The sequence below is a fragment of the Ruegeria sp. CDSA089 genome, from assembly GCF_059612205.1.
The window spans coordinates 36,891-60,458 of record NZ_JBXWQD010000011.1 but is presented as its reverse complement, the minus strand read 5'-3'; the positions used below and the strand labels follow the sequence as shown (position 1 = coordinate 60,458).

Below are 23,568 nucleotides of genomic sequence, written 5' to 3'. Positions count from 1 at the left end.
GACTACCATTCGAGTACTTTGGGAGGTTTTTTACGTATGAAAACACTGTCTATTGGACTTATGGCGGCTTGCGCGGTAGCCGCAACAGTTGGAATTGCGGATGCAAAGGACAACAAGGGCAAAGGTAAAGGCCCCGACAAGTCGAAAATTGAAAAGTCGGTAAAAACAAATAAAGGCGTCGGTGTACCGCCCGGACAGATCAAGCGTTACACGCGAGGTCAGAAAATCCCTAATGACTTGGATTTTGACTATCTTGACGACCTCGATGGCTGGAAGTTGAAACCCCTGCCCGCCGGTCAGCGGTATATCCGCGTAGATGACGAAATCCTGTCGATATCCGATGACACAAAAACAGTTATTGATGCCGTTGGAATTGTCAGTGATCTCGTAAACTGAGGGCTCGGCCTACAAGAGATCGAATTACTGCACTGAAAACATCTACCCCTACAGGGATCAGCGCGTCCGGAAAATCATAGTCCGGGTTGTGCAGTTGCGGGTGCGCTTGTCCGGCACCCAGCCAAAACATCGCCGCCGCGGCGCTTTTGCCAAACTGGCCGAAATCCTCGGAAAACTTTTGAGGCTCATTCGTGAGAGTGCAAGGCACGCCCTCCGTGACACAAGCCTCGGCAACCGCAGCCACTGCTTGCGCATTGTTTGTGCAGGCCTCAAACACATCCTCATAAGTGATCTTGACCGCCAATCCCTGGGCTTCTGCTGTTTGGGTGACAAGATCTTCGGCTTCGGCGATCAAGCATTTCATACGGGTGTCAGACACGGTGCGCAGCGTCACCCACAGTTCGGCCGCTCCGGGGGCGACGCCGAATGTGGGTTCGCCCAGCCGCGCATGGGTCACGGTCGTCAGGGCGAAATCGGCATTCAATGCACCGCCCGTTCCTAGATCCGCAAGCTCCGGCATCAAAGACGCGAGCGCTCCAGCCGGCGAAATTCCATCCTGCGGTTCCGCCGCGTGAGAGGTCTTGCCACCAAGCATCACCCGCATCCCGCGTGACGCGCAGTTGGCGGGGCCCTCACACAGCAGCACCTCACCTAGCGCAAGGCCCGGCAGGTTGTGCAGCGAAAATACGAAGTCCGGCGCGATTGGCGCAAACTGAGGATCAGCTATATATGATACTGCCCCCTGCCCGGTCTCCTCGGCGGGTTGAAAGATCAACACCACACGGCCCTTTTGCGGAGGGGCCTGGGCCAGATGATCAGCTACGCCCAGCACCATGACCATATGGCCATCATGCCCGCACAGATGCCCTTTGCCGGGGATCTGCGAACTGTAAGGCAAATCCCCCAGTTCTTGAATCGGCAGACCATCCAACTCACACCGAATGGCGACGGTGGGTCCAGGTGCCGCGCCATCGAATACTGCGGCCACTCCATGACCGCCGATACCGGTCAGGACTTCGTCAGCGCCCAAATCGGTCAGCAGACCGGCCACACGCGCAGCTGTGTGATTCTCTTGCCCTGACAGTTCGGGAAACCGGTGCAGGTCATGGCGCAGAGCGGTTAGTCGCGCCAGCGTCTCGGGACTCACCTCTGATCCAACATTTTCTGCCGTGCGGCGCGCAGGCGGGCAAAGTCATCGCCCGCATGATAAGACGACCGGGTCAGCGGCGTGGCCGAAACCATCAGGAAACCTTTGCCATAGGCCGCTTTTTCGTACGACGCGAATTCCTCCGGCGTCACGAACCGATCCACCGCATGGTGTTTCGGCGTCGGTTGCAAGTACTGACCAATAGTCAGAAAATCGATATCGGCAGCGCGCATATCATCCATCACCTGCCGCACTTCTTGTTCCTGCTCACCAAGCCCAACCATGATGCCGGATTTGGTAAAGATCGACGGATCGAGTTCCTTGACCCGCTGCAACAATCGCAAAGAATGGAAATACCGGGCACCGGGGCGCACCTCAGGGTAGAGACCCGGCACAGTTTCAAGATTGTGGTTGAACACATCCGGCTTCGCCTCGACCACAGCTTCCAGAACCGATGGCTCGCATTTCAGAAAGTCCGGGGTCAGAATCTCGATCGTCGTCTTGGGCGAGCGGTGCCGCACCGCACGAATGGTCTGGGCAAAGTGGTCTGCCCCACCGTCGGCCAGATCGTCGCGATCCACCGAGGTGATCACCACGTGGTTCAGCCCCAGCTTTTCAACCGCATGGGCCACACGGCCCGGTTCGAACACATCTAGCGCATCCGGTCGGCCAGTAGCGATGTTGCAGAAGGTACAACCTCGAGTACAAATTTCGCCCATGATCATCATGGTGGCGTGGCCTTGGCTCCAGCATTCACCAACATTGGGGCAACCTGCCTCTTCGCAGACGGTGACTAGGTTGTTGTCCCGCATGATCCGCCGCGTATCCGCATAACCTTTGCCGCCCGGCGCTTTGACCCGAATCCAGCTTGGTTTCTTGGGCTGAGCATTATCGGGCTTATGGGCCTTTTCAGGGTGACGTTGTTCGGGGATCTTCAGATCACGCACGGCTGGCTTTCCTGACTTTGGGTCAATTTGCTGTCGTCTAACATAGTCTGACGATCCGCACCATGCCACTGGGACATATCCGCCATGCGTTGGTGTTTTTGCGACGCAGCATTCAACAGTTGCGACACGCGATTGGGTACGAACCACCGCACGATTTCAGCAGATTAGGCAAATTCGCACTTGCAGCAAAAGGCCGATTGAAGCGGGGTTGGAACTCTTTTAAAGAGCCGAAAAATCATCAATGAATCACAGGAGATGAATATGAAATCCGGTGCCAAACTGCCTGAGGTCACGTTCCACACCCGCGTCCGAGATGACGCCGTCGAAGGCCCCAACCCCTTCCGTTGGGAAGACAAGACCACCGCAGATTACTTTGCAGGCAAACGGGTCATCCTGTTCTCGCTGCCCGGTGCGTTCACGCCCACATGCTCGACCTACCAACTGCCGGGGTTCGAAAACGGCTATGCCGATTTCATCGCCAAAGGGATCGACGCGATCTACTGCATGTCGGTCAATGACAGCTTTGTCATGAACAAATGGGCCCAGGATCAGGGGCTGAAGAACGTCAAAGTCATCCCAGACGGCTCGGGCGAGTTTACCCGCAAGATGGGGATGCTGGTCGACAAGGACAATCTGGGGTTCGGAATGCGCTCGTGGCGCTATGCGGCCATCGTCAATGATGGCGTGGTCGACGCATGGTTCGAAGAGCCCGGCCTGATGGATAACTGCCCTGAGGACCCATATGGCGTATCCTCGCCGGAAACGCTGATGCAGCATCTGGAAGACGTAAAAGAACCTGCGCTGGCCTGAGCGTCCATCTTTTGAAGTCGGAACGACCCGCCCTTTTGGCGGGTCTTTTTTGTGTACGCGTGACCGACAGGATTTATATACGCGTAATCGACACGATGTCTTCGCCGACCACACGGATCACATCGGCTAGACTGTCAAACCAATCCTCGGCATGGGTAGACCTGCGCCGGACCAATCCCACGGTTCTAAAGGGCTGCGGTTTGCCGAACCGTTGTAGCTTTAACCTCGGCACCGCCCCGGTTTCGGCCTTCGCTGCCAGTTCCGGCATCAACGTCAAACCGAATCCTTCGGCTACAAGCCTTGACAGAGTCGCCAACGAAGACGCGCCCATATTGATCAACCCACTGCTGCGATCCTGCCCGCAGACCTCAAGCGCCTGATCCGTCAGGCAATGGCCATCATCCAGAAGCATTAACTGCGTGGTTTGCAAATCGACGGGGCGCAGCGCCTCGGGGTCCTGCCTCATGGTCTGCAAACGACCCGCGCTGCCTGCCAACAAGAAGCGGTCTTCAAACAAAGGCAGTTCGAACAGTTCATTGCCGCCAGACGGCAGCGCCATGACGCCTGCGTCGATCTCTCCAGCGCGCAGCATGGCCAATAGACGGTCCGTGCGCGCCTCGCGAATCTGCACCCGTAGCGAGACATCTGAGGCGCGAAGTCCTGCCAGAACTCCCGGCAGGATATAGGGCGCGATGGTGGGAATAATCCCGATAGACAAAGACCTGTGCCCGCCTGAATGGTCGCGCGCGAATTGGTCAAGCCGGTCCGCTGCGCCCAGCACCTGCTGCGCATAGTCCAGAACGTCCCGCCCCAGCGGCGTCAGCAGAATATCGCGGGCCTGCCGTTCGAACAGCGGGCCGCCGAGCGTTTCCTCCAGCGCCTTGATCTGCACCGACAGGGCGGGTTGCGAGACATTGCACATCTGCGCCGCCCGGCCAAAATTGCGCTGATCGGCCACGGCATTGAAATATTGAAGTTGTCTGAGCGTGAAATTCATAACCTTTGATTATCTCAACACCGCCCAACCGCAAGGGCAAATTATTACCCTAGCCGATCATTCGGTTCTTTTCCGCCTGATCCTCGTAGTGGCGCTTTAGGCGCTGAAGCGCGATCCGCAGGACGATTTTTCCTGACCTCGCCGACCAGCCCATACGCTTTTCGGCAAGTTCGAGTCCCTCAAGATAACAGCAACACCGCAGCGCTACGTCGCTTAGACCTGGCCCCAGATCGGACAAGGCGCATTCGACCCGATCCCGCGCATCGGAAGAACCGCGTCCATCTTTCATACCTGCACCAAAGCTGCCACGCCCACCCGCGGTCAGGAAATGATCCCAGTTCTGCGTCACTTGTGGGCCGATCTGGGCCAGTTCGAAATCTTCGCGTAACCGCTCTCCTGCTCGGACAAGGGTTTCATCCAGAAAGGGTTTCCCATCCCGGTCCCGGCGGCGCGCCAGGGCGATCAGTGGGCTCTCGGCCGCGCTATAGCGCATCCGACGGCGTCCTTCCGTTTTGGCCGCTCCGACCTGCGCCAGCGACGACGCCGTTTGAAACGGAGCCTGCGCCTCGGCCATTCCAAAGTCGTTGCGGCTGCGCGCCTTGTTCTCGGCCTCGGCGACCAACTGACTGAGCGCGGTGCGCCCAGACGATGAAATCCGGTAGCGGGAAATGCGACCGGGATTGTCGCAGGCGATCCAATCCTTCAACGCCAGCGCCTGCGCCAACTTGCAGTCCACAACCGCCGTTCGGGTCGCGCTATTGTCGCCACTGTCGCGCACCACAACCGCTTTATCCATTTCCTCGGCTACGGCCAGCACCGCCCCGGATTCGCATAACCGCCTAAGAACCCGCAGCGCCTCGCGCGAGAATTCTTCTTCGGCCGCAGCAACCCGATCTTCATGCACGGCTGGGAACTTCTCGGAGGTGTCCGAGAAATGCGTCTCGGCCAAGGATTGCAGGGCAGCATCCACCAGCGGGTCATCGCGCCGCATTTCAACGCGGCGTATTTGCCGAAGTATGGTCGACGCATGGCACCCCGCGGACCGCGCAATGTCGCGGATCGACTGACCGGTCTCGGTATGCGCCAGATATCTCTGCGCCCCCTCAGGTACCCAGGCCGGAATGGTGAAAGCCACGTTATTTTCCATAGTTACTTGCCCTCGTCGACAATCCAATTCTGATTCCAATCGCCCCCGATGAATGTGTTAACCAATTCTAACTAGAGCCGCTTTCGTTACTCGTTCGTTAACCAACGGGGGTAAAAACCAGATTTGATTCAAAATCATAAACAGTCATGAAACCATCGTTCGGAGGGAAAGCAATTAAAGCAACACCCGCTTAGGTTGTGTGACAAAGACGGAGACTTTTACTCAGACAAAGGACCCCTTCCATGCAAGATCTGATGACCATGATTACCGCTTTACGCCGCCCTCGCCTGTTAGCACGGGCGGCAAAACACGGCGCGCAGGACTATGACCGGGATCGGCACTTGCAGCGCATTCTGGGCTACGGATCCCTGCCCGGAACAGGCGCGGCGCTGATCCGGCTGATGGATATGGAGAGAGAGGTCAACGCGCAGCGAGTTGCCGAAGATGCGGCCTATTCCTTGGTCCGTCATCTGGACCTGCTGATCGCGCTACTGGGCGAGGCGCAGCTGTACAAGGCCAGCCGCGCCGCGCAATATCAGTAATCAAGCAAAGGCGTCCGGCATGGAGGCCTTTTTCTTCTCGATATATTCATTCAGGGCCGCGTGGATCCCGGGGTCCAGCTGCGGCTGCTGGTAGTTGGCCAGCAGATGCTCAACCCGCGACGACGCCAACTGGCGCGTGTCGCGGCCACCTTCGTCTTCCCAAGTTTCGAACGGTTTGTAGTCCAGCAGATCAGACTTCCAGAACGCCTCCTTGAAGTTCGCCTGTGTGTGGGCACAGCCAAGGTAGTGACCGCCGGGGCCAACTTCGCGGATCGCATCCATTGCCTGTGCGTTATCGTCATAGGCAACGCCCTTGGCCAACCCGTGCAGAACACCCAACTGATCGGCATCCATGACGAACTTTTCAAAGTCGGCAACCAAACCGCCTTCTAGCCAGCCACAGGAATGCAGCATGAAGTTCACACCGGCCATCAGGCCCATGTTCAACGAGTTCGCGGTCTCATACGCGGCCTGTGCGTCAGGCAGTTTCGAGCCGCAGAATGACCCGGCCGAGCGGAACGGCAGTCCCAGACGACGAGCCAGCTGACCTGCGCCATAGGTGACCATCGACGCCTCAGGCGTACCAAAGGTCGGCGCGCCCGAGTTCATGTCGATCGACGACACGAAGGCACCAAAAATAGCCGGAGCACCGGGACGGATGATCTGGCTATAGGCAACACCAGCCATCACTTCGGCCAGAACCTGCGTCAGCGTACCAGCCACCGAGACCGGCGCCATCGCACCGCCTACGATAAACGGCGAGATGATGCAGGCTTGGTTATTGGCCGCGTAAACTTCCAACGAACCCATCATCACATCGTCGAAGGTCATCGGCGAGTTGATGTTGGTCAGCGAGGTCATGACCGTGTTTTCCTGAACGAATTCTTTGCCGAACAGGATCTCGCACATCTCGATCGAATCCTGCGCGCGGCTGGGATCGGTGACCGAGCCCATGAACGGCTTGTCCGAAAGGGTCATATGCGCCATCAACATGTCCAGGTGACGCTTGTTCACCGGGATGTCCGTGGGTTCACAGACCGTACCGCCCGAGTGGTGCAGCCATTTGGACATGTAGGCCAATTTCACGAACTTGTTGAAATCATCCATGGTCGCATAGCGACGGCCACCCTGCGCGTCGCGCACAAACGGAGGGCCATAGACCGGGGCCAGAACCAGATTGCGACCGCCGATAACCACCGATTTCTCGGGGTTGCGGGCGTGCTGGGTGAATTCGCTGGGAGCGGTTTTGATCAGCTCACGCGCCAGACCACGCGGGATGCGGACCCGCTCACCGTCAACATCGGCACCGGCGTTCTTCCAACGCTCAAGCGCGGCGGGGTTGTCGACAAAGTTGACACCGACCTCGGCCAGAATGGTTTCGGCGTTGGTTTCGATGATCTGCAACGCTTCTTCGTTCAGAACTTCGAAGTTCGGAATGTTGCGTTCGATATACTTTGCTGTTTCGATACGTACCGCGGTGCGCTCGGCCCGGCGAGCGGCGCCACCGCCACCTCGTGCCCGACGCCGGGTGTTTGCCTCAGCCATGTGAAGATCCCGTCTGTTGGTTGGTTTGATTATTTTGGTACAGCAGCTAAAGCGGGAAAAGCATATGGATTACGGCGCTATCGGGGGAAAAGCGACATCTGCTTTGCGCCAACGCGGTGGACCCGGTTGCTATTCTGTCAGCGTTTTTTCCATCAGAACACTGTTTCCACTCACCTTTTGCTGCACCCAACCCAGATGAAGATACAGAGATACAGTCTGCTTCATCAAACGATGAGTTCGCAGCCTGAGTTTCTTCAACCCACTGACACGAGCGGAGGTTTCGGCGACACCTAGCAAGCGCTTTGCCAGCCCTTTACCCTGGGCGCTTGGTGAAACCGCAAGGTTATAGATCATCACCGCGCAATCAACCTGACCAAATACGATGAAGCCCATGACATCCCCGCCCTGCACGGCCACCCATGCCGTTTGGTTTGCGATATCCTCGGCCACACCATCGGTCACATCCGGCAAGTCCGGAAAGTCGCGCAAGGCCGTGGCATATGCAGCCGCGATGCAGTCTGTGACCGCTTGTGTGTCATCCACAGTCGCTGGGCGCAGTTCGATTTCAGACATTTGCGACCTTTTCCGTTGCCATGCCTGCATTATTGGCGTCATTGCGCTTGCACATGCAAGGCTTGCGACCTAATAGCCAACCATGACCCAGGACACCCATGACCGCCTTCTGATCATCGACTTCGGCAGCCAGGTAACGCAGCTTATCGCGCGCCGCCTGCGCGAACTGAACGTCTATTGCGAAATCCACCCTTATCAGAACGTCACAATGGACTTCGTGCGTCAGATGGCGCCCAAGGCCGTGATTTTCTCAGGCGGGCCGGACAGCGTGACGCGCGAGGGTTCTCCGCGCGCGCCGCAAGAGATTTTCGACTATGGCGTACCGATTCTGGGCATCTGCTATGGTCAGCAGGTGATGATGCATCAACTTGGTGGCAAGGTCGAAAGCGGCCACGGCACTGCCGAGTTCGGACGTGCGTTCGTGACGCCTCAGAACCGTCTCGATATTCTCGAAGACTGGTTCGCCGAGGGTGACGAGCAGGTCTGGATGAGCCATGGCGACCACGTCAGCGAAATCGCACCAGGGTTCGAAGTTTTCGGCACCTCGCCTAACGCGCCTTTCGCGATCACTGCTGATGCAAGCCGTCACTTCTATGCGGTTCAGTTTCATCCCGAGGTGCATCACACGCCGAAAGGCGCGAAGCTGTACGAGAATTTCGTGAAGCTCGCCGGGTTCAAGGGCGACTGGACCATGGGCGCCTACCGCGAACAAATGATAGATAAAATCCGCGAACAGGTGGGCGACAAGAAGGTCATCTGCGGTCTGTCCGGCGGCGTCGACAGCTCGGTCGCGGCGATCCTGATTCATGAGGCGATCGGCGACCAGCTGACCTGTGTGTTCGTCGACCACGGGCTGCTGCGCAAGAACGAGGCCGAGGAAGTCGTCGGCATGTTCCGCGACAACTACAACATCCAACTCATCCACGCGGACGAAAGCGAGCTGTTTCTCGGCGAACTCGAAGGCCAGTCCGACCCTGAGACCAAGCGCAAGATCATCGGCAAACTGTTCATCGACGTGTTCCAGAAACACGCCGACACTATCGACGGGGCCGAGTTCCTGGCTCAGGGCACTTTGTACCCCGACGTCATTGAATCGGTGTCCTTTTCGGGCGGCCCCTCGGTCACGATCAAGTCGCACCATAATGTCGGCGGCCTGCCCGAGAAAATGGGCCTGAAACTGGTTGAACCCCTGCGCGAACTGTTCAAGGACGAGGTCCGTGCCTTGGGCCGTGAACTTGGCCTGCCCGCCAGCTTCATCGGCCGTCACCCCTTCCCCGGCCCCGGTCTGGCAATCCGTTGCCCCGGTGAAATCACCCGCGAAAAGTTGGAGATTCTGCGCGAGGCGGATGCCGTCTATATCGACCAGATTCGCAAACATGGTCTCTATGATGAGATCTGGCAGGCCTTCGTGGCCATCCTGCCCGTACGCACCGTGGGCGTGATGGGCGATGGGCGCACCTATGACTATGCCTGCGCGCTGCGCGCGGTGACTTCGGTCGATGGTATGACTGCCGACTATTACCCCTTCACCCATGAATTCCTAGGCGAGACCGCCACGCGGATTATCAACGAGGTCAAGGGCATCAACCGCTGTACTTATGACATCACCTCAAAGCCTCCGGGCACGATCGAATGGGAGTGATAAATTGCCGGGCTTCTGCCCGGCTTTTTTGTTTCTGGTCGGTGGATTTGCCGTTACTTATCAAGACAACAAATTCCAGAATAGACAGGGCTTTTCATGGACAGTTCCAGACCGCAAATCGGCAAGGCCGCGCTCTGGATGCTGGGGGCGATTGCGTCGTTTTCCTCGATGGCCGTAGCCGGGCGCGAACTCAGCGTCACGCATGATACATTCGAGATCATGTTCTACCGCAGCATTGTGGGCATCTGCGTGGTAAGCCTTGTTCTCACAGTGACAGGCAAATGGCATCAGATTTCGATGCATCGTCTGGGGCTGCACAGTCTGCGCAACGTGATGCACTTTACCGGACAGAACCTTTGGTTCTACGCGGTGTCGGTCGTGCCTCTGGCGCAGGTTTTTGCACTTGAGTTTACTCAGCCCATCTGGGTGATCCTGCTGTCACCGCTTCTATTGGGCGAGCGTTTAACCACTGTACGCATCCTGTCGGCGCTGATCGGGTTTGCCGGTATCCTGATCGTGGCACGCCCTGGCGCGGTGCCGTTAAGTGCAGGAGTGATCGCCGCAGCTCTCTCTGCCATCTTTTTCGCACTGACGACGATTTCAACGAAGAAACTCACTAAATTCGCCAGTATCGGCTGCATCATGTTCTGGCTGACGGTCATTCAAACCGGGCTGGGTTTTGCCGCCTCAGTCGTTGACGGTCAGATGGTTCTGCCGACCTTATCGACCGCCCCGTTCTTATTGTTGGTGGGGTTCGCAGGGCTTCTGGCGCATTTCTGCATTACCAACGCGCTGGCGATCGCGCCCGCTACAGTTGTTGTTCCTTTTGACTTCGCCAGGCTCCCCACAATTGCCATTGTGGGGGTGATTCTTTACCACGAACCGCTGGATCAATGGACGCTGCTAGGTGCCGTTGTGATCTTTTCAGGTATCTTTCTGAACGTTCGGGCAGAGAATCGTAACAGTTTGGCAACAGATTCCCCTAACACTCGTCACAAGTAACGCACGGTCACTAGTTGACGCTAAAATGACCCCTGAGTGAATATCGAGCATCCAAGCAACCACACTGCGCGCACTCACACACGATCCCCGCGCAGATGTCAGGAGAGTATTAGGGAGGAATTCTATGAAAAAGGCGCTTCTGCAGGCGTGCGCTTTGTGCGTTGGTGCGACCGGCGTTCACGCTGCGGGTCTGGACCGCAGCGGTCAGGGCATCAACTTGATCTTCGAAGAAGGCTCGGCGCTTCAGGCACGGCTGGGTTATGCGATACCGGATATCAGCGGTGAACAGAACGGAGTCGAATCCGGGAACGTAGGTGAAAATTTCTTCGCCCCTGGTCTTGGCTACAAACGAGCACTGACCGACAAGCTCGACTTTGCGCTGATTTATGATCAGCCCTTTGGTGCAGACGTTGAGTACCCGTCAAACTTCCCGCTTTCTCAGAACCCCCTTGCACCATTTGGTGGACGAACTGATGTTCTGCGTGCAGAAGCTGATGTCGATGCCATCACCGCTGTGCTGCGCTACAAAGTTGGAAACGGATTCAGTGCGCTCGGAGGAGTCCGGGGGCAAAGGATTGATGCAAACGTTGCGGTTCCCGCCGTCTTGGGTTACGAGGTCGATTTCGACAATACCACGGATTTTGGATATCTGGTGGGTGTTGCGTGGGAGCGCCCTGAAATTGCAGCGCGTGTTTCTTTAGTCTACAACTCTAAGATCACCCACGACATTGACACTACTGAATCATTCAATGCGTTAGGCCCGACAGGAGTTGTTGTCCAGACCGTGGACTCGACAACAAGGGTCGAAACGCCTCAATCGATCAACTTGGATTTCCAAACTGGTGTCGCGCCAAAAACTCTGGTCTTTGGTTCTATACGCTGGGTTGACTGGCCGCAGGCTGACGTTGCGCCTCAGGCTTTCACAGCACTGCCCCCTAATAGTGATCCACTTGTAAGCTTCGCGGACGAAACACTCACCTATACTCTGGGGGTTGGCTATCAGTTCTCCGATGAATTCTCGGGGGCTATCTCGGCTGGCTACGAAAGAGACACCGGATCGCTGGTGTCGAACCTGGGTCCGACAAACGGCTTCTGGAGCCTTGGCGTCGGTGGCACCTACTCGCTGGAGAAAACACAGATCTCGGGCGGTATCCGCTACACTGACATCGGTGACGCCACCACCACCACCGGTGGTGAATTCAGCGGCAACTCGGCGTGGAGTGTTGGTCTGCAGCTGACTTACGCACTGGACTGATCCATTCAGTGATTGTTTTAAAGGCCTTGCCTGATTGGTGGGGCCTTTTTCGCATTTTTCGGGTCGCCTTGGATCATCGCTGCGTGCGAAATACCGGCATGATGGATCAAAAACACCTTTCAAGCCGTGCATGGGCTGAACTTTTGCTGTTGGGCGTAATCTGGGGCGCGTCCTTCGTGTCGATTCGTATTGCATTGGATACGGTACCGGTCATGACCTCGGTGTTGCACCGGGTTTTCTGGGCGATGTTAGCTTTATGGCTGGTCGTTTGGATCAAGGGGTCGAAAATCCCGACAAACCGCCGCGTTTGGGGAGCCTTTCTGGTTATGGGCCTTTTGAACAATGCGATCCCGTTCTCTCTCATGGCGTGGGCTCAGTTGCATATCGAAACGGGGCTGACCTCGATTCTGAACGCAGCGACTGCAATTTTCGGCGTACTGGTCGCTGCGGTGTTCTTTCGGGACGAACGCTTGACGCTGACCCGCGCGGTTGGGGTTGGGTTGGGCTTTACCGGGGTGACGATCGCCATCGGTTGGCAGAATTTCATCACCTTCGACCTGCGCAATCTGGCGCAGTTGGCCATCGTCGCAGGCACCCTGTCCTATGCCCTCGCCGGAGCATGGGCTCGCGCGACCCTCGCCGATCTTTCGCCAATCGTTGCCGCTGCGGGGATGCTGACGGGATCAACGATGATGATATTGCCGCTCTCCCTAATGACAGACGGGATGCCGTCATTTGCCCTGCCCGCCGAAACGTGGCTGGCAATCGCCTACTACGCGCTCATCGCCACCGCCGGTGCATACCTGCTGTACTACCGCGTTCTCGCCATGGCGGGTGCCGGAAATCTGATGCTGGTCACGCTTGTCATTCCACCTGTGGCGATCCTTTTAGGCAGCCTTTTGCGGGATGAAGCCCTGCCGCCACAAGCCTATTTGGGCTTTGCGGTTCTGGCGGCCGGGCTCTTGACCCTTAACCGCTCGGCCAGACGTGATTGACGCCGCCGCTGCCCCGAATTAGCAAGGTTGGAAAAAGGGATAGCGGTCGATGATCTACAACTCGGCAAAAGACTGGCAGGGCGCGGCACGGAAGAAAGTGCTTTTCTTCGGCATGTCGGGGCTGGGCAAAACCTATGTGTCGAATGTGCTGCGGGATTCGGGCGACTGGTTCCACTACTCGATCGATTACCGCATTGGCACCCGCTATATGGGCGAATACATCACCGACAACGCCAAGGCCGAAGCGATGAAGGTCCCGTTCCTGCGTGATCTTCTACTAACGGATTCGATCTATATCGGCTCGAATATCTCGTTCGAAAACCTGACCCCCGTCGCCGCCTATCTCGGCAAACCCGGCAACCCGGCATTGGGCGGATTGGAGCTGTCGGAATACCGCCGCAGGCAGGAACAGTTCCGCCTCGCCGAGATCCACGCCCTGCTGGACACCGAATACTTTATCGACCGCGCGCAGCGCCTTTACCAATATCCGCATTTTATCTGCGATACTGGCGGCTCTATCTGTGAATGGGTCGACCCAAATGATCCGCGCGATCAGGTTCTGTCGGAACTGTCGCGCCAGACCCTGATGATCTGGCTCAAGGGGGACGAAGACCACACTGCCGAGCTGATCCGCCGTTTCGACAAGGCCCCCAAACCGATGTCCTACCAGCCCGAATTCCTGACGCGGGTCTGGGAGGAGTATCTGATCGAACAAGGCTGCACCGCCGCCGAGGTCGACCCCGACGCCTTTGTCCGCTGGACCTATGCCCGCGCGTTGGCCCATCGCCAACCGCGCTATCAGGCCATGGCCGAAAACTGGGGCGTGGCAGTAACCGCAAACGACATGCACAATGTGCGTGACGCCGCGGATTTCGATGAGTTGATCGAACGCACCCTTGAGACCCGCGCCAACCGCGCTTAATTACCGCCTCTGTACTGAAACACCAAAGGCTTGCACCTGATGCCTATCAAGATCCCCGCTGACCTGCCCGCATTTGACGTACTCTCGCAAGAGGGCGTCATGGTCATGGCCGAGGATCAGGCTATGCGTCAGGACATCCGTCCATTGCGGATCGGGTTGCTGAATCTGATGCCCAAGAAGATTCAGACCGAAAACCAGTTCGCCCGCCTGATCGGCGCGACGCCGCTACAAATCGACCTTTCGCTGATCCGCATGACGGAACATCGCACAAAGAACACCGCAGCCGCCCACATGGCCGAGTTCTATCGCCCGTTCCAGGAGGTCAAGGACCAGAAGTTTGACGGGCTCATCATCACCGGCGCGCCGATCGAACATCTGGAATTCGATGACGTCACCTATTGGGAGGAGATCAGCGAGGTCTTTGACTGGACCCAGACCAACGTGCACTCGACCTTCGGCGTGTGCTGGGGTGGGATGGCGATGATCAATCACTTCCACGGCGTTCGCAAACATATGCTGGACGCGAAGGCATTCGGCTGTTTCCGACAACGCAATCTCGTGCCCTCTTCGCCGTTTTTGCGTGGGTTTTCGGACGAATGCGTGATCCCTGTCAGCCGCTGGACCGAGATGAAACAACCCGAGATCGACGGCGCCGCAGGCTTGACGACTCTTCTGGGCAGCGACGAGGTCGGCCCCTGTCTGGTTGAGGACCCCGAGCATCGGGCAATCTATATATTCAATCATTTCGAATATGACAGCGACACGCTGAAACAAGAATATGATCGCGATATCGCCAATGGCACGCCAATCAATGTGCCGATGAATTATTACCCTGATGACGATCCGAGCCAGCCGCCGCAGAACAGATGGCGCAGCCATGCGCACCTGCTCTATGGCAACTGGATCAATCAGATTTACCAAACCACACCGTTCGAGATGGATCAAATTGGCCGTTAAAACGCTTGTCACTCTGGGTCTGCTTGTTGCCGGGCTGACCATAACTACCACCTGGCGTGCAGCGCAGAATGAGGCGCGATCCGAGGCTGCCTTTCCACCCGAAGGTCAGATTGTTGACGTAGACGGCGTTTCTGTCCACGCGGTTGTCATGGGTGAAGGGCCGGATGTGGTGTTGATCCATGGCTCCAGCGGGAACACGCGCGACATGACCTTTGCGTTAGCCCCAATCCTGGCCGAGCATTTTCGTGTCATCGTCTTTGATCGCCCTGGCCTGGGGTACAGCTCCAGCTTTAACCCCGACGGCGAAACTATTGTCGAGCAAGCGGAAATCTTGCAAGAAGCCGCCGCGCGCCTTGGGGCGGACAAGCCTATCGTCGCCGGACAAAGCTATGGCGGATCGGTGTCATTGGCCTGGGCTGTGACACGCCCCGAAAACATTTCGGCGCTAGTGTTGATCGCTCCGGCTGCCATTCCTTGGGAGACCCCATTAGACGGGTTCAACAGGATGGCAGCGACCCCAGCCGGAAACGCGCTGGCCCTTCCCCTGATCAGCGCCTTTATCCCCGAATGGTATGTCGAAAAGGCACTGGACCGTGTTTTCTCCCCATAAACCGCGCCCGAAGGTTATTCAGACCACTTCGGTCCCGGCCTGACCATCCGAAGCGCCTCGATGCATGCCAATGCAAAACAGCGCGCCAACCTGTTAGAAGAGGTTCGCGCACTGCAACCGCGCTATAAGGATATCGATGTTCCCACCGAGATCGTGCATGGCACCGCCGACACCACGGTCGGGTTGGGCTGGCATTCCCACCGGTTGATAGAACAGATCCCCGGCGCGGAACTGATCGAACTGCCGGGGATCGGCCATATGCCGCAGGTCGTCGCTGCACCCGAGGTGGCCGCTGCCATCGACCGCGCGGCCCAAAGGGCGGGTTTGCGTTAAGCCTTGCGCTAATCCATAGTAGGATATGGATTTTATCGAGAGGTAGCTAATGGCCCGATCCTCAAAAGGCTCCATTGAAAAATATTTTCGAAATGATGCGCCCAAAGACGTTCGCTCTGCGATCGAAAAGGCGGACAAGGACGATATTCTGAACTCCAGCTATCCTTACGAAGAACGGATGAAGCGTAAGGACTACGAAAAGCAGATGGAGGCATTGCAGATCGAACTGGTCAAGATGCAGTCTTGGGTCAAGGAAACCGAAAGCCGTATCGCAATCATCTTCGAAGGCCGAGATGCCGCAGGAAAAGGCGGCACAATCAAGCGCTTTCGCGAAAACCTTAATCCACGCGGGGCGCGCAATGTCGCGCTGAGCAAGCCTTCGGATCAAGAACGCAGCCAATGGTATTTCCAGCGTTACATCCCGCACCTGCCCTCGGCCGGTGAGATCGTGTTCTTCGACCGCAGCTGGTACAATCGCGGTGTGGTCGAGAACGTGTTCGGGTTTTGCGAACCGGAAGAGCGCGAGCGGTTCTTTCGCCAAGTCCTGCCGCTTGAAACCGGTTTGGTCAATGACGGAATCCAGCTTTTCAAATTTTGGCTGAATGTTGGTCGGGCCGAACAGCTTAATCGCTTTCTAGCGCGTGAAACCGACCCTCTGAAACAGTGGAAACTCAGCCCAATTGACGTTGCTGGGTTGAGTAAATGGGAGGAATATTCACAGTCCATAGCCGAGACGCTGACCCGCAGCCACTCGGATACCTGCCCGTGGACGATTGTCCGGTCCGACGACAAGAAACGCGCTCGACTAGCCGCAATCAGGACCGTGCTGCACGCAGTGGATTATGACGAAAAAGACGCGGATGCCATTGGCGCAAACGATCCGAAAATTTGCGGGGGCCCGGATATCTGGGATGCGTAGGCCGCGCCCGACGGATGATCGGTTGGACGTACCGACATCTCAGCATTATGTCATAAGATCAACGAGCCAAAACAAAAAAGGCGCTTAACACAGGCATGAGCAAACGCGGCTATCATCACGGAAATCTGAAACAGGCGCTGATCGAGGCGGCGCTATCGTTGATCGAGGCAAAAGGCCCAACCGGGTTTACCCTGTCCGAAGCTGCCAAGACCGCAGGCGTGACGCCTGCCGCCGTCTATCGCCACTATCAGGGCCGCGAGGACCTGATCGCCGAAGCCGCCCGTCAGGGGTTTGAGATGTTCGCGGATCTGATGCAGTTCGCCTATGACAAAGGCCAACCCTCGGCCCTTGCCGCGTTCGAAGCGACCGGACGCGCGTACTTGGCTTTCGCCCGCAAACATCCTGGCCACTATATCGCGATGTTCGAAAGCGGTATCTCGATCAACCGCACACCAGAATTGGCCCTTGCCGCCAACCGAGCAAAAGCGGTTTTGGAAAAGGCTGCATCCGATCTGTCACAGCATATTCCGCCCGAAAAGCGGCCTCCGGCATCCATGTTCAGCGCGCATATATGGGCCATGAGCCACGGTGTGGTGGAGCTGTTCGCCCGCAACACCGGAGCCAGTTCGCCTTTCCCGCCCGAGGATCTTCTGGAGTCCGGGATCGGTATCTATTTGCGGGGGCTGGGGCTTGTCCCACAGGATGACTGATCAGAAAACAGTTTTGGGCTTCGGCATACTCAGGCCCGACGTGACATTGATCAAGTCCATCTCACCCATGCCTTTGACGTCGACGCGACCGATATCGGACACCTGAAACGCGTCAATCAGCGCATATTTCATCTCGTCCGGCGCCACGATATGCATCGGGTTGGCAAAAACCTGAAGGCGCGAGGCCAGGTTCACCGCCGGGCCAAACACGTCATAGACATATTTCTGTATACCGACGACCGACCCGACTGCGGGGCCCATACCCAACCCGACACGGGCCTGCCATTTGTGGGGGTGGCTTTCATTGCGCCGCTCCAGATACCGCAGGAACCGGACCGCACAATGCGCAACGGCGGTGGCGTGATCCGGGGTCGGATCGGGCATACCGGACACCGCCAGATAAGCATCTCCGATGGTCTTGATCCGCTCACAGCCAAACTGTTCGACGATGCGATCAAAGGCGGTGAAAATGTCATTCAACTCGCTCAGGGTCACGGTCGGGTCCGTCTTGGCGGCAAAGTCCGTGAAGCCGACAAAGTCCAGCATCACGACCGAGACCTCATCATAAAGCTGCGGCGTCACCACGCCAAATGTCTTGAACTCTTCATACACCGCGCGCGGCATCAGGTTCAGCAGCAGACGTTCGACACGCTCTTTCTCGCGCTCTAACTCACGCGTGTTCCGCTCAACCATTGAGGAATAGCTGTCGATCATGCTTTCCAATTCGCGGATGCGGGTGATGTTCTGGCATTCGACCACCAGAAGCTGCTCGTCCAGCCCACTTGCCAAAGACACGGCGACCGCAAAAACCAACGTCCGGCGCTTGGGCTTGATCTGCAATTCCACGGAATAGCGCAGGCCCGATTGCTTGACGTCCTCCAATTCGCGCGCGTCCAGATCGGGGAACAGATCCAGCAGCGTTTGTCCTTTTTCAGGCGTCCCAAACCATTCTACGAACGGACCGTTCTGAAAAACGAAGCTCAGATCCGCGGCACGCACGACCGCAACACCAACGCCAATTGCCCGCAGCAACTGTTCGTTGATGGCCTGAATACTCATGCCGCCGAGCGCGCAACGATGATTGCGCGTTTGGATTCAATGGCTCCCAAGGCAATCTTGATATGCGCGTCTTCCATGCCGTGCTGGGCAAGAGCTTCGCCGAACAAATCGGCCATCTCGTCGAAGTCTTCATGCGTGATGTTCAGATGCCGATGCACTGCCTCGATCCGGTCATCACTGAACGAGGCAGGTCCACCAACCAGAGAAGACACAAACTTGGTTTGGTGATCAATCAGACGCGGCATGTCGATATCTTCGAAATGACCGCCGATCTGATCGGAATCCAGCGCCATTTCATAGAAGGTCATCACGATCCGACTGATCGTTTTGAAACCTCCATAGCGGTCGTAAATTGACTGACTCATCCCCCAGACCCTTGTTTAACCGTAAACAACACTGGAAGATTATATCAAACTGACAGTTTTGTTAACGCTTATGCGTTTGGATCGCCAAACGCAGGGCTTCGAAAGGTTAAAACCCCGGCGCAGCTAAACGCTCAGATCATCGGCGCACGGGATGAAACCGACATAGCCCCCTTGCTTCAAAAGCCGCGTTTGGGCCCCCATGCGCCAGCGCAACTTACGCCCGGCCGCCAGCAATTCGCGGCGCAGCCGGAACCATGTCGGTCCCTTGTCCAACCCGCTGTTGGTTTTCTGATCCTGCGAGCGTTCGCTGACCTTCACCTCGTCAACAATTTCCGCCTGCTGCTTAGACCAGATCATCTGCACACCGACAGCCGGAAAGCACTGAAACATCCGCCAATCCGTACGCGGGAGCGAGACAAAATCGTCCAGATGGTCGGAATAGGCCGTGGACCATGCCAGCAACTTGCGACAGGCCGCTTGCGACACCACATAGGCCGCCGCGCTTGGTGCCATTTCCAGCATGGGGCGAACTTTCACCTGCCCCAAATCCCGTTCTGTCCCAAATCGCAAGGGCCTGGGCGAATAGTCCAGCTTGACGAAATCATACTCGGTCGAATGGTTCAGAACGTCCACAATGACTCGGCCCGCATCTGCGGACATCTCGACATCGTCCTCGAATATCGCCACAGTGTTCAGGTTTTGGTCGACCGCGGCCTGCCAGACGGCCCGGTGGCTTTCGAAACAGGCGATCTCGCTTTGTTTCAAGCCCCAGCGACTGCCTGAACCGGGAAGATAGCCGTTCTGGTGCAACGCTCCGGGTCGCTGCCCGTCAACCGCACTGAACCGGGTGGCACCTGATAGTCCAGCGTGATCGAACTGCGATTCCATAAAATCCCGACGGGCGGGGACGCGGTCCAGATTGATATAGAACACACCTGTTTCGGGTGGCAGTTCGTGCTGTCCCACGGCAATTCCTTTCAGACCTTTCGCTCAGATAGACACCCTTGGCGGGCGACATTCAACCCATCCACCCCTCAAAGAAACCTATCCTGCTTAAGACAAGGCTTCTAAGCTACAACGGACAAACAAGAAACGGGAATCGCGCTATGTCGTCTCATGGGTATGCAAGTGGCCGTCTGAACCTGCCATTCGTCGGTATTTCGACCTTTGGCAAATCGCCATATGTCGAGGATTGGGACCAGATCGACGCGGATGTGGCGATCATGGGCGCACCCTTCGATTTCGGCACACAATGGAGATCCGGCGCTCGGTTCGGGCCACGTGCGGTGCGTGAGGCGTCGACACTGTTCAGCTTTGGCCATGCCGGGGCGTATGATCACGAGGATGACGCAACCTATCTGGATAGCTCGGTCCGCATGGTCGATATCGGGGACGCCGATATCATCCACACCAAGACCGACGAAAGCCACGCCAATATCCAGTTCGGGGTCGAGAAAATCCTGAACGCCGGTGCCCTGCCCGTGACGATCGGCGGGGATCACTCAATCAACATCCCCTGTATCAATGCTTTTTCTGACGATTGCGCGGAAAATGGTCCGATCCATGTGGTTCAGATCGACGCCCATCTGGATTTCGTGGATGAACGCCACGGGGTCACTGCCGGCCACGGCAACCCGATGCGGCGCGCGATTGAGAAAAACTATGTCTCGGGCATGACGCAGTTGGGCATCCGCAATGTGTCCTCAACCGCAAAGGAAGGCTATGAGGATGCCCGCGCCCGAGGGTCCGATATCCTGTCTGTGCGACAGGTCCGCAAACTGGGAACCGAGGGGGTCTTGGCCCGCATACCCGAAGGCGCGCGGTATTATGTGACGATTGATATCGACGCTTTTTGCCCATCGATTGCGTCGGGCACCGGCACGCCCAGCCACGGGGGGTTTCTGTATTATGACGTGCTGGAAATCCTGCAAGGTCTAGCGCAACGCGGCGATGTGGTCGGCATTGATCTGGTCGAGGTCGCGCCGAACTATGATCCCACCGAAAGCACGCAGCTTCTGGCCGCGCAGGTGCTGCTGAATTTCATCGGGTTCATTTTCCACGAACGCGGCAAGAGGGGCTAAGCGCCCCTCTTGCCTATCCGATCAGACAATCGTGTTATGTTCCGGCCCATAGGGGAACCCGGTGATGTTCTCGGCCCCGTCCTCGCCGACAACCAGAATGTCATGCTCACGATAGCCACCGGCACCGGGCTGTCCTTCGGGAATCCACAGCATCGGCTCGATCGACACGACCATGCCGGGTTCCAATACGGTGTCGATATCTTCACGCAGCTCCAGCCCCGCCTCGCGACCATAGTAGTGGCTGAGGACGCCGAACGAGTGGCCATAGCCGAAGGAGCGATATTGCAGCAGCCCCTCATCTGCAAAGAAGCGGTTGATCTCGGCGGTGATGCCCGAGCAAGTCGCGCCGGGTTTGATCAGGCTTAGGCCAAGCTCATGCGCGGCCACATTGGCCTTCCAGATGCGCAGGCTGTCGGCGTCGGGTTCGCCCAAAAACAGGGTGCGTTCCAACGCGGTGTAATAGCCCGAGATCATCGGGAAGGTGTTAAGCGACAGGATATCGCCCTTTTGCAACGCCCGCTTGGTCACCGGGTTATGCGCGCCGTCCGTATTCAGGCCCGACTGGAACCAGACCCAGGTGTCCCGGTATTCGGCATCCGGGTATGCGCGGGCAATCTCGACCTCCATCGCGTCGCGCCCAGCCATAGCGATCTCGATCTCGGTCGCCCCTTCACGGATCGCGGCGTGGATCGCAGCACCGCCCACATCCGCCGTGCGCGCACCGCCCTTGATCAACTCAATCTCTTCTGCGGATTTCACCATGCGGGCGGCCATCGTATCCGCGGCCACATCCACCAGCTCGGGCTGCCCCAGCATCGCCAGCGCCGTATCACGCGCGGCCAGCGTCATGTGGTCGCCTTCAATCCCGATCCGCTTGGCACCGCCGATCAGGCTGGCCACCGCGCGCCAGTAATTGTCGCGTTTCCAGTCGGTGTAGATCACGTTTTCCTTGACCGAGCGTCGCCACGGCTGGCCTGCGTCGATATTCGCCGACACCGTCGTACATGCGTCCTGCGTCACCACGCAGCCATAAGGACGGCCAAAGGCGCAATACAGAAAGCCCGAGTAATAGGCGATATTGTGCATCGAAGTCAGCAACACCGCCGGAATATCCCGTGCCGCCATCATGGCGCGCAGGCCCGACAGGCGGCGGTCATATTCGGCCTTGCTGAACGGCAACGGGGCCTTGTCGCCATTGTGGCTGGTGAAGAACTCGGGGCGGTTTGTCAGGTCTGTCATCATGCTCTCTCCTGCAATGCCGGACGAAAGGTGCCCGGCCACAAGTCCCGGCGTTCAGGACAAGCGGCCTCGGGAACCGAGAGCCATGCGCCCGTAGAGATGTCACGACGCCATCGTGACCGGGCTGCATATCGCAATGGCTAAATCACGCCGCGGCGCGCGTCAAGCGGGGGAAAGACCCCGCAGACGCTCGGACCGGCGGCGCAGCAATTCAACCGTGGTCAACAGCGCAATTGAGATCACGACAAGAATCGTCGCCACCGCCAGAATGGTCGGGCTGATCTGTTCGCGCAGACCGGTGAACATCTGCCACGGCAGCGTTTTCTGGCTGGCCGAACCGACGAACAGCACCACGACCACCTCGTCAAACGAAGTGATGAAGGCGAACAAGCCACCCGAAATCACGCCCGGTAGGATCAGCGGCATCTGGATCTTGAAGAAGGTCCGCACCGGCCCTGCCCCCATATTCGCAGAGGCCCGCGTCAGCGACTGGTCGAAACCCACCAGCGTCGCGGTCACGGTGATGATTACGAACGGGATACCCAGAACCGCATGTGCAAGGATCACTTTCACATAGCCAACAAGGTTCTTGTCCATGCCCAGCGTGCCCTCAAGGAAGCGCCCGATATCGCTGTAGAAAAAGAACATCCCGGTGGCCGAGATGATCAGCGGTACGATCATGGGCGAGATCAGGATCCCCATGATCGCCCGTTTCCCCGGAACGTGGCTCTGGCTCAGGCCGATGGCCGCCAGAGTCCCCAGCGAGACCGAGATGATCGTAGCAATCGGTGCAATGATCAGCGAGTTCTTGAAGCTGCGCTGCCATTCATTGTTGGTGAAGAAGTCGCGGTAGTGTTTCAGCGAATAGCCTTCGGGGTCCAACCGCAGCATCTCGGGCGTGAAGGTAAAGAAATCCTGCGCGTTGAACGACAGCGGCAGAACCACAAGGATCGGAGTGATCAGGAATACGAAGATCGCGCCGCAGATAACTCTGAACGCATAGTGCCAGAAAACCTGCTGACCTGTCATATAGGGCAGCAGCTTTTGTCGGTAGCGCCCCTCGTAAAGCCAGAAGATGAAGAAGGCAAAGAACCAACCAGCCAGCAAACCAACGATCAGGCCGGTCACGCCAGCAAACAGCAAACCAAGCGCGCCCAGTCCGAGGATTGTGATCCAGCGGGCCATACGTTCATTGTCCAGAACGTTGATATAGACCCAGGCCAGCCCCGCCATAAGAGCCGCGCCGATCACAATGCCCAGCAATACACTGCCCTGCCCGGCCCCGACGAACATGCCCAGGAAACCTCCGGCAATGGCCACTGCGGGCAGGACAACCGACATGGGTTTGCGGGATATAGGTGTAAGTGCTGCCATC

At 57.5% G+C, this 23,568-nt stretch carries 23 protein-coding genes and 1 pseudogene; 13 read left to right on the top strand and 11 right to left on the bottom strand.

The window, feature by feature from the left end; genetic code table 11:
- Nucleotides 1-36: 36 nt before the first annotated feature.
- Entirely contained in the window at nt 37-396 is a 360-nt protein-coding gene (locus tag AC2FJ6_RS19250; protein WP_170769592.1) for a hypothetical protein, read from the top strand.
- On the opposite strand, the gene AC2FJ6_RS19245 is transcribed toward AC2FJ6_RS19250, so the two are convergent.
- Together AC2FJ6_RS19245 and lipA are read right to left on the bottom strand one after the other, a co-directional pair.
- Nucleotides 377-1,543 (bottom strand): amidohydrolase, encoded by a 1,167-nt coding sequence (locus AC2FJ6_RS19245; protein ID WP_170769591.1) that lies wholly within the window; start codon nt 1,541-1,543, stop codon nt 377-379. The genes AC2FJ6_RS19250 and AC2FJ6_RS19245 overlap by 20 nt on opposite strands.
- Complete coding sequence (gene lipA / locus AC2FJ6_RS19240) at nt 1,540-2,490, bottom strand: lipoyl synthase (protein ID WP_170769590.1); 951 nt, start codon at nt 2,488-2,490, stop codon at nt 1,540-1,542. The genes AC2FJ6_RS19245 and lipA overlap by 4 nt, the downstream gene beginning before the upstream one ends.
- A gap of 261 nt (nt 2,491-2,751) precedes the next feature.
- On the opposite strand from lipA, the gene AC2FJ6_RS19235 reads away from it, so the two are divergent.
- A complete protein-coding gene (locus AC2FJ6_RS19235; RefSeq protein WP_496669712.1) occupies nt 2,752-3,300 on the top strand; it encodes a peroxiredoxin in 549 nt (182 codons plus the stop codon).
- A gap of 73 nt (nt 3,301-3,373) precedes the next feature.
- Here AC2FJ6_RS19235 and AC2FJ6_RS19230 read toward each other — a convergent pair whose 3' ends face one another.
- On the bottom strand, nt 3,374-4,297 hold the full coding sequence (locus AC2FJ6_RS19230; RefSeq protein ID WP_170769588.1) for a hydrogen peroxide-inducible genes activator: 924 nt from the start codon (nt 4,295-4,297) through the stop codon (nt 3,374-3,376).
- Between the two features lie 49 nt (nt 4,298-4,346).
- Nucleotides 4,347-5,444, bottom strand: a complete 1,098-nt coding sequence (locus tag AC2FJ6_RS19225; protein WP_170769587.1) for a DUF6456 domain-containing protein — start codon at nt 5,442-5,444, stop codon at nt 4,347-4,349.
- A gap of 242 nt (nt 5,445-5,686) precedes the next feature.
- Between AC2FJ6_RS19225 and AC2FJ6_RS19220 the strand changes: the two genes are divergently transcribed.
- The gene (locus AC2FJ6_RS19220) at nt 5,687-5,986 is read left to right on the top strand and encodes a DUF6477 family protein (RefSeq protein WP_170769586.1); all 300 of its coding nucleotides are present in this window, start codon (nt 5,687-5,689) and stop codon (nt 5,984-5,986) included.
- On the opposite strand, the gene AC2FJ6_RS19215 is transcribed toward AC2FJ6_RS19220, so the two are convergent.
- A complete protein-coding gene (locus AC2FJ6_RS19215; RefSeq protein WP_170769585.1) occupies nt 5,987-7,531 on the bottom strand; it encodes a trimethylamine methyltransferase family protein in 1,545 nt (514 codons plus the stop codon).
- Nucleotides 7,532-7,660: 129 nt separating this feature from the next.
- Nucleotides 7,661-8,104: a GNAT family N-acetyltransferase gene (locus tag AC2FJ6_RS19210; protein WP_170769584.1), complete on the bottom strand. Its 444-nt coding sequence runs from the start codon at nt 8,102-8,104 to the stop codon at nt 7,661-7,663.
- A gap of 82 nt (nt 8,105-8,186) precedes the next feature.
- Between AC2FJ6_RS19210 and guaA the strand changes: the two genes are divergently transcribed.
- From guaA to AC2FJ6_RS19165, 9 genes and pseudogenes are all read left to right on the top strand, one after another.
- Entirely contained in the window at nt 8,187-9,746 is a 1,560-nt protein-coding gene (gene guaA, locus AC2FJ6_RS19205; protein ID WP_170769583.1) for a glutamine-hydrolyzing GMP synthase, read from the top strand.
- A 96-nt stretch (nt 9,747-9,842) separates the two neighbouring features.
- A complete protein-coding gene (locus tag AC2FJ6_RS19200) occupies nt 9,843-10,748 on the top strand; it encodes a DMT family transporter (RefSeq protein ID WP_496669710.1) in 906 nt (301 codons plus the stop codon).
- 124 nt (nt 10,749-10,872) lie between these two features.
- The gene (locus AC2FJ6_RS19195; RefSeq protein ID WP_170769581.1) at nt 10,873-12,003 is read left to right on the top strand and encodes an OmpP1/FadL family transporter; all 1,131 of its coding nucleotides are present in this window, start codon (nt 10,873-10,875) and stop codon (nt 12,001-12,003) included.
- Nucleotides 12,004-12,101: 98 nt separating this feature from the next.
- The gene (locus AC2FJ6_RS19190) at nt 12,102-12,998 is read left to right on the top strand and encodes a DMT family transporter (RefSeq protein ID WP_170769580.1); all 897 of its coding nucleotides are present in this window, start codon (nt 12,102-12,104) and stop codon (nt 12,996-12,998) included.
- A gap of 49 nt (nt 12,999-13,047) precedes the next feature.
- Nucleotides 13,048-13,920, top strand: coding sequence for an ATPase (locus tag AC2FJ6_RS19185; RefSeq protein ID WP_170769579.1), 873 nt, complete (start codon nt 13,048-13,050; stop codon nt 13,918-13,920).
- Between the two features lie 39 nt (nt 13,921-13,959).
- On the top strand, nt 13,960-14,877 hold the full coding sequence (metA, locus tag AC2FJ6_RS19180; RefSeq protein ID WP_170769578.1) for a homoserine O-acetyltransferase MetA: 918 nt from the start codon (nt 13,960-13,962) through the stop codon (nt 14,875-14,877).
- A pseudogene (locus AC2FJ6_RS19175) lies at nt 14,867-15,820 on the top strand (alpha/beta fold hydrolase). Before metA ends, AC2FJ6_RS19175 begins: the two are co-directional and overlap by 11 nt.
- Before the next feature lie 49 nt (nt 15,821-15,869).
- Complete coding sequence (gene ppk2 / locus AC2FJ6_RS19170; RefSeq protein ID WP_170769576.1) at nt 15,870-16,739, top strand: polyphosphate kinase 2; 870 nt, start codon at nt 15,870-15,872, stop codon at nt 16,737-16,739.
- 95 nt (nt 16,740-16,834) lie between these two features.
- Complete coding sequence (locus AC2FJ6_RS19165) at nt 16,835-17,449, top strand: TetR/AcrR family transcriptional regulator (protein WP_170769575.1); 615 nt, start codon at nt 16,835-16,837, stop codon at nt 17,447-17,449.
- Here the strand turns inward: AC2FJ6_RS19165 and AC2FJ6_RS19160 are convergent, their stop codons facing one another.
- From AC2FJ6_RS19160 to AC2FJ6_RS19150, 3 genes are all read right to left on the bottom strand, one after another.
- Entirely contained in the window at nt 17,450-18,508 is a 1,059-nt protein-coding gene (locus tag AC2FJ6_RS19160; RefSeq protein WP_170769574.1) for an adenylate/guanylate cyclase domain-containing protein, read from the bottom strand.
- Nucleotides 18,505-18,873 (bottom strand): group I truncated hemoglobin, encoded by a 369-nt coding sequence (locus AC2FJ6_RS19155; protein ID WP_170769573.1) that lies wholly within the window; start codon nt 18,871-18,873, stop codon nt 18,505-18,507. Before AC2FJ6_RS19155 ends, AC2FJ6_RS19160 begins: the two co-directional genes overlap by 4 nt.
- Before the next feature lie 123 nt (nt 18,874-18,996).
- The gene (locus AC2FJ6_RS19150; protein ID WP_170769572.1) at nt 18,997-19,839 is read right to left on the bottom strand and encodes a glycosyltransferase family 25 protein; all 843 of its coding nucleotides are present in this window, start codon (nt 19,837-19,839) and stop codon (nt 18,997-18,999) included.
- 140 nt (nt 19,840-19,979) lie between these two features.
- On the opposite strand from AC2FJ6_RS19150, the gene speB reads away from it, so the two are divergent.
- Complete coding sequence (gene speB, locus AC2FJ6_RS19145) at nt 19,980-20,954, top strand: agmatinase (RefSeq protein WP_496669708.1); 975 nt, start codon at nt 19,980-19,982, stop codon at nt 20,952-20,954.
- A 21-nt stretch (nt 20,955-20,975) separates the two neighbouring features.
- On the opposite strand, the gene AC2FJ6_RS19140 is transcribed toward speB, so the two are convergent.
- Nucleotides 20,976-22,193, bottom strand: a complete 1,218-nt coding sequence (locus AC2FJ6_RS19140; protein ID WP_170769570.1) for an aminopeptidase P family protein — start codon at nt 22,191-22,193, stop codon at nt 20,976-20,978.
- 162 nt (nt 22,194-22,355) lie between these two features.
- Nucleotides 22,356-23,567 (bottom strand): ABC transporter permease, encoded by a 1,212-nt coding sequence (locus AC2FJ6_RS19135; protein WP_170769569.1) that lies wholly within the window; start codon nt 23,565-23,567, stop codon nt 22,356-22,358.
- Nucleotide 23,568: the final 1 nt, after the last annotated feature.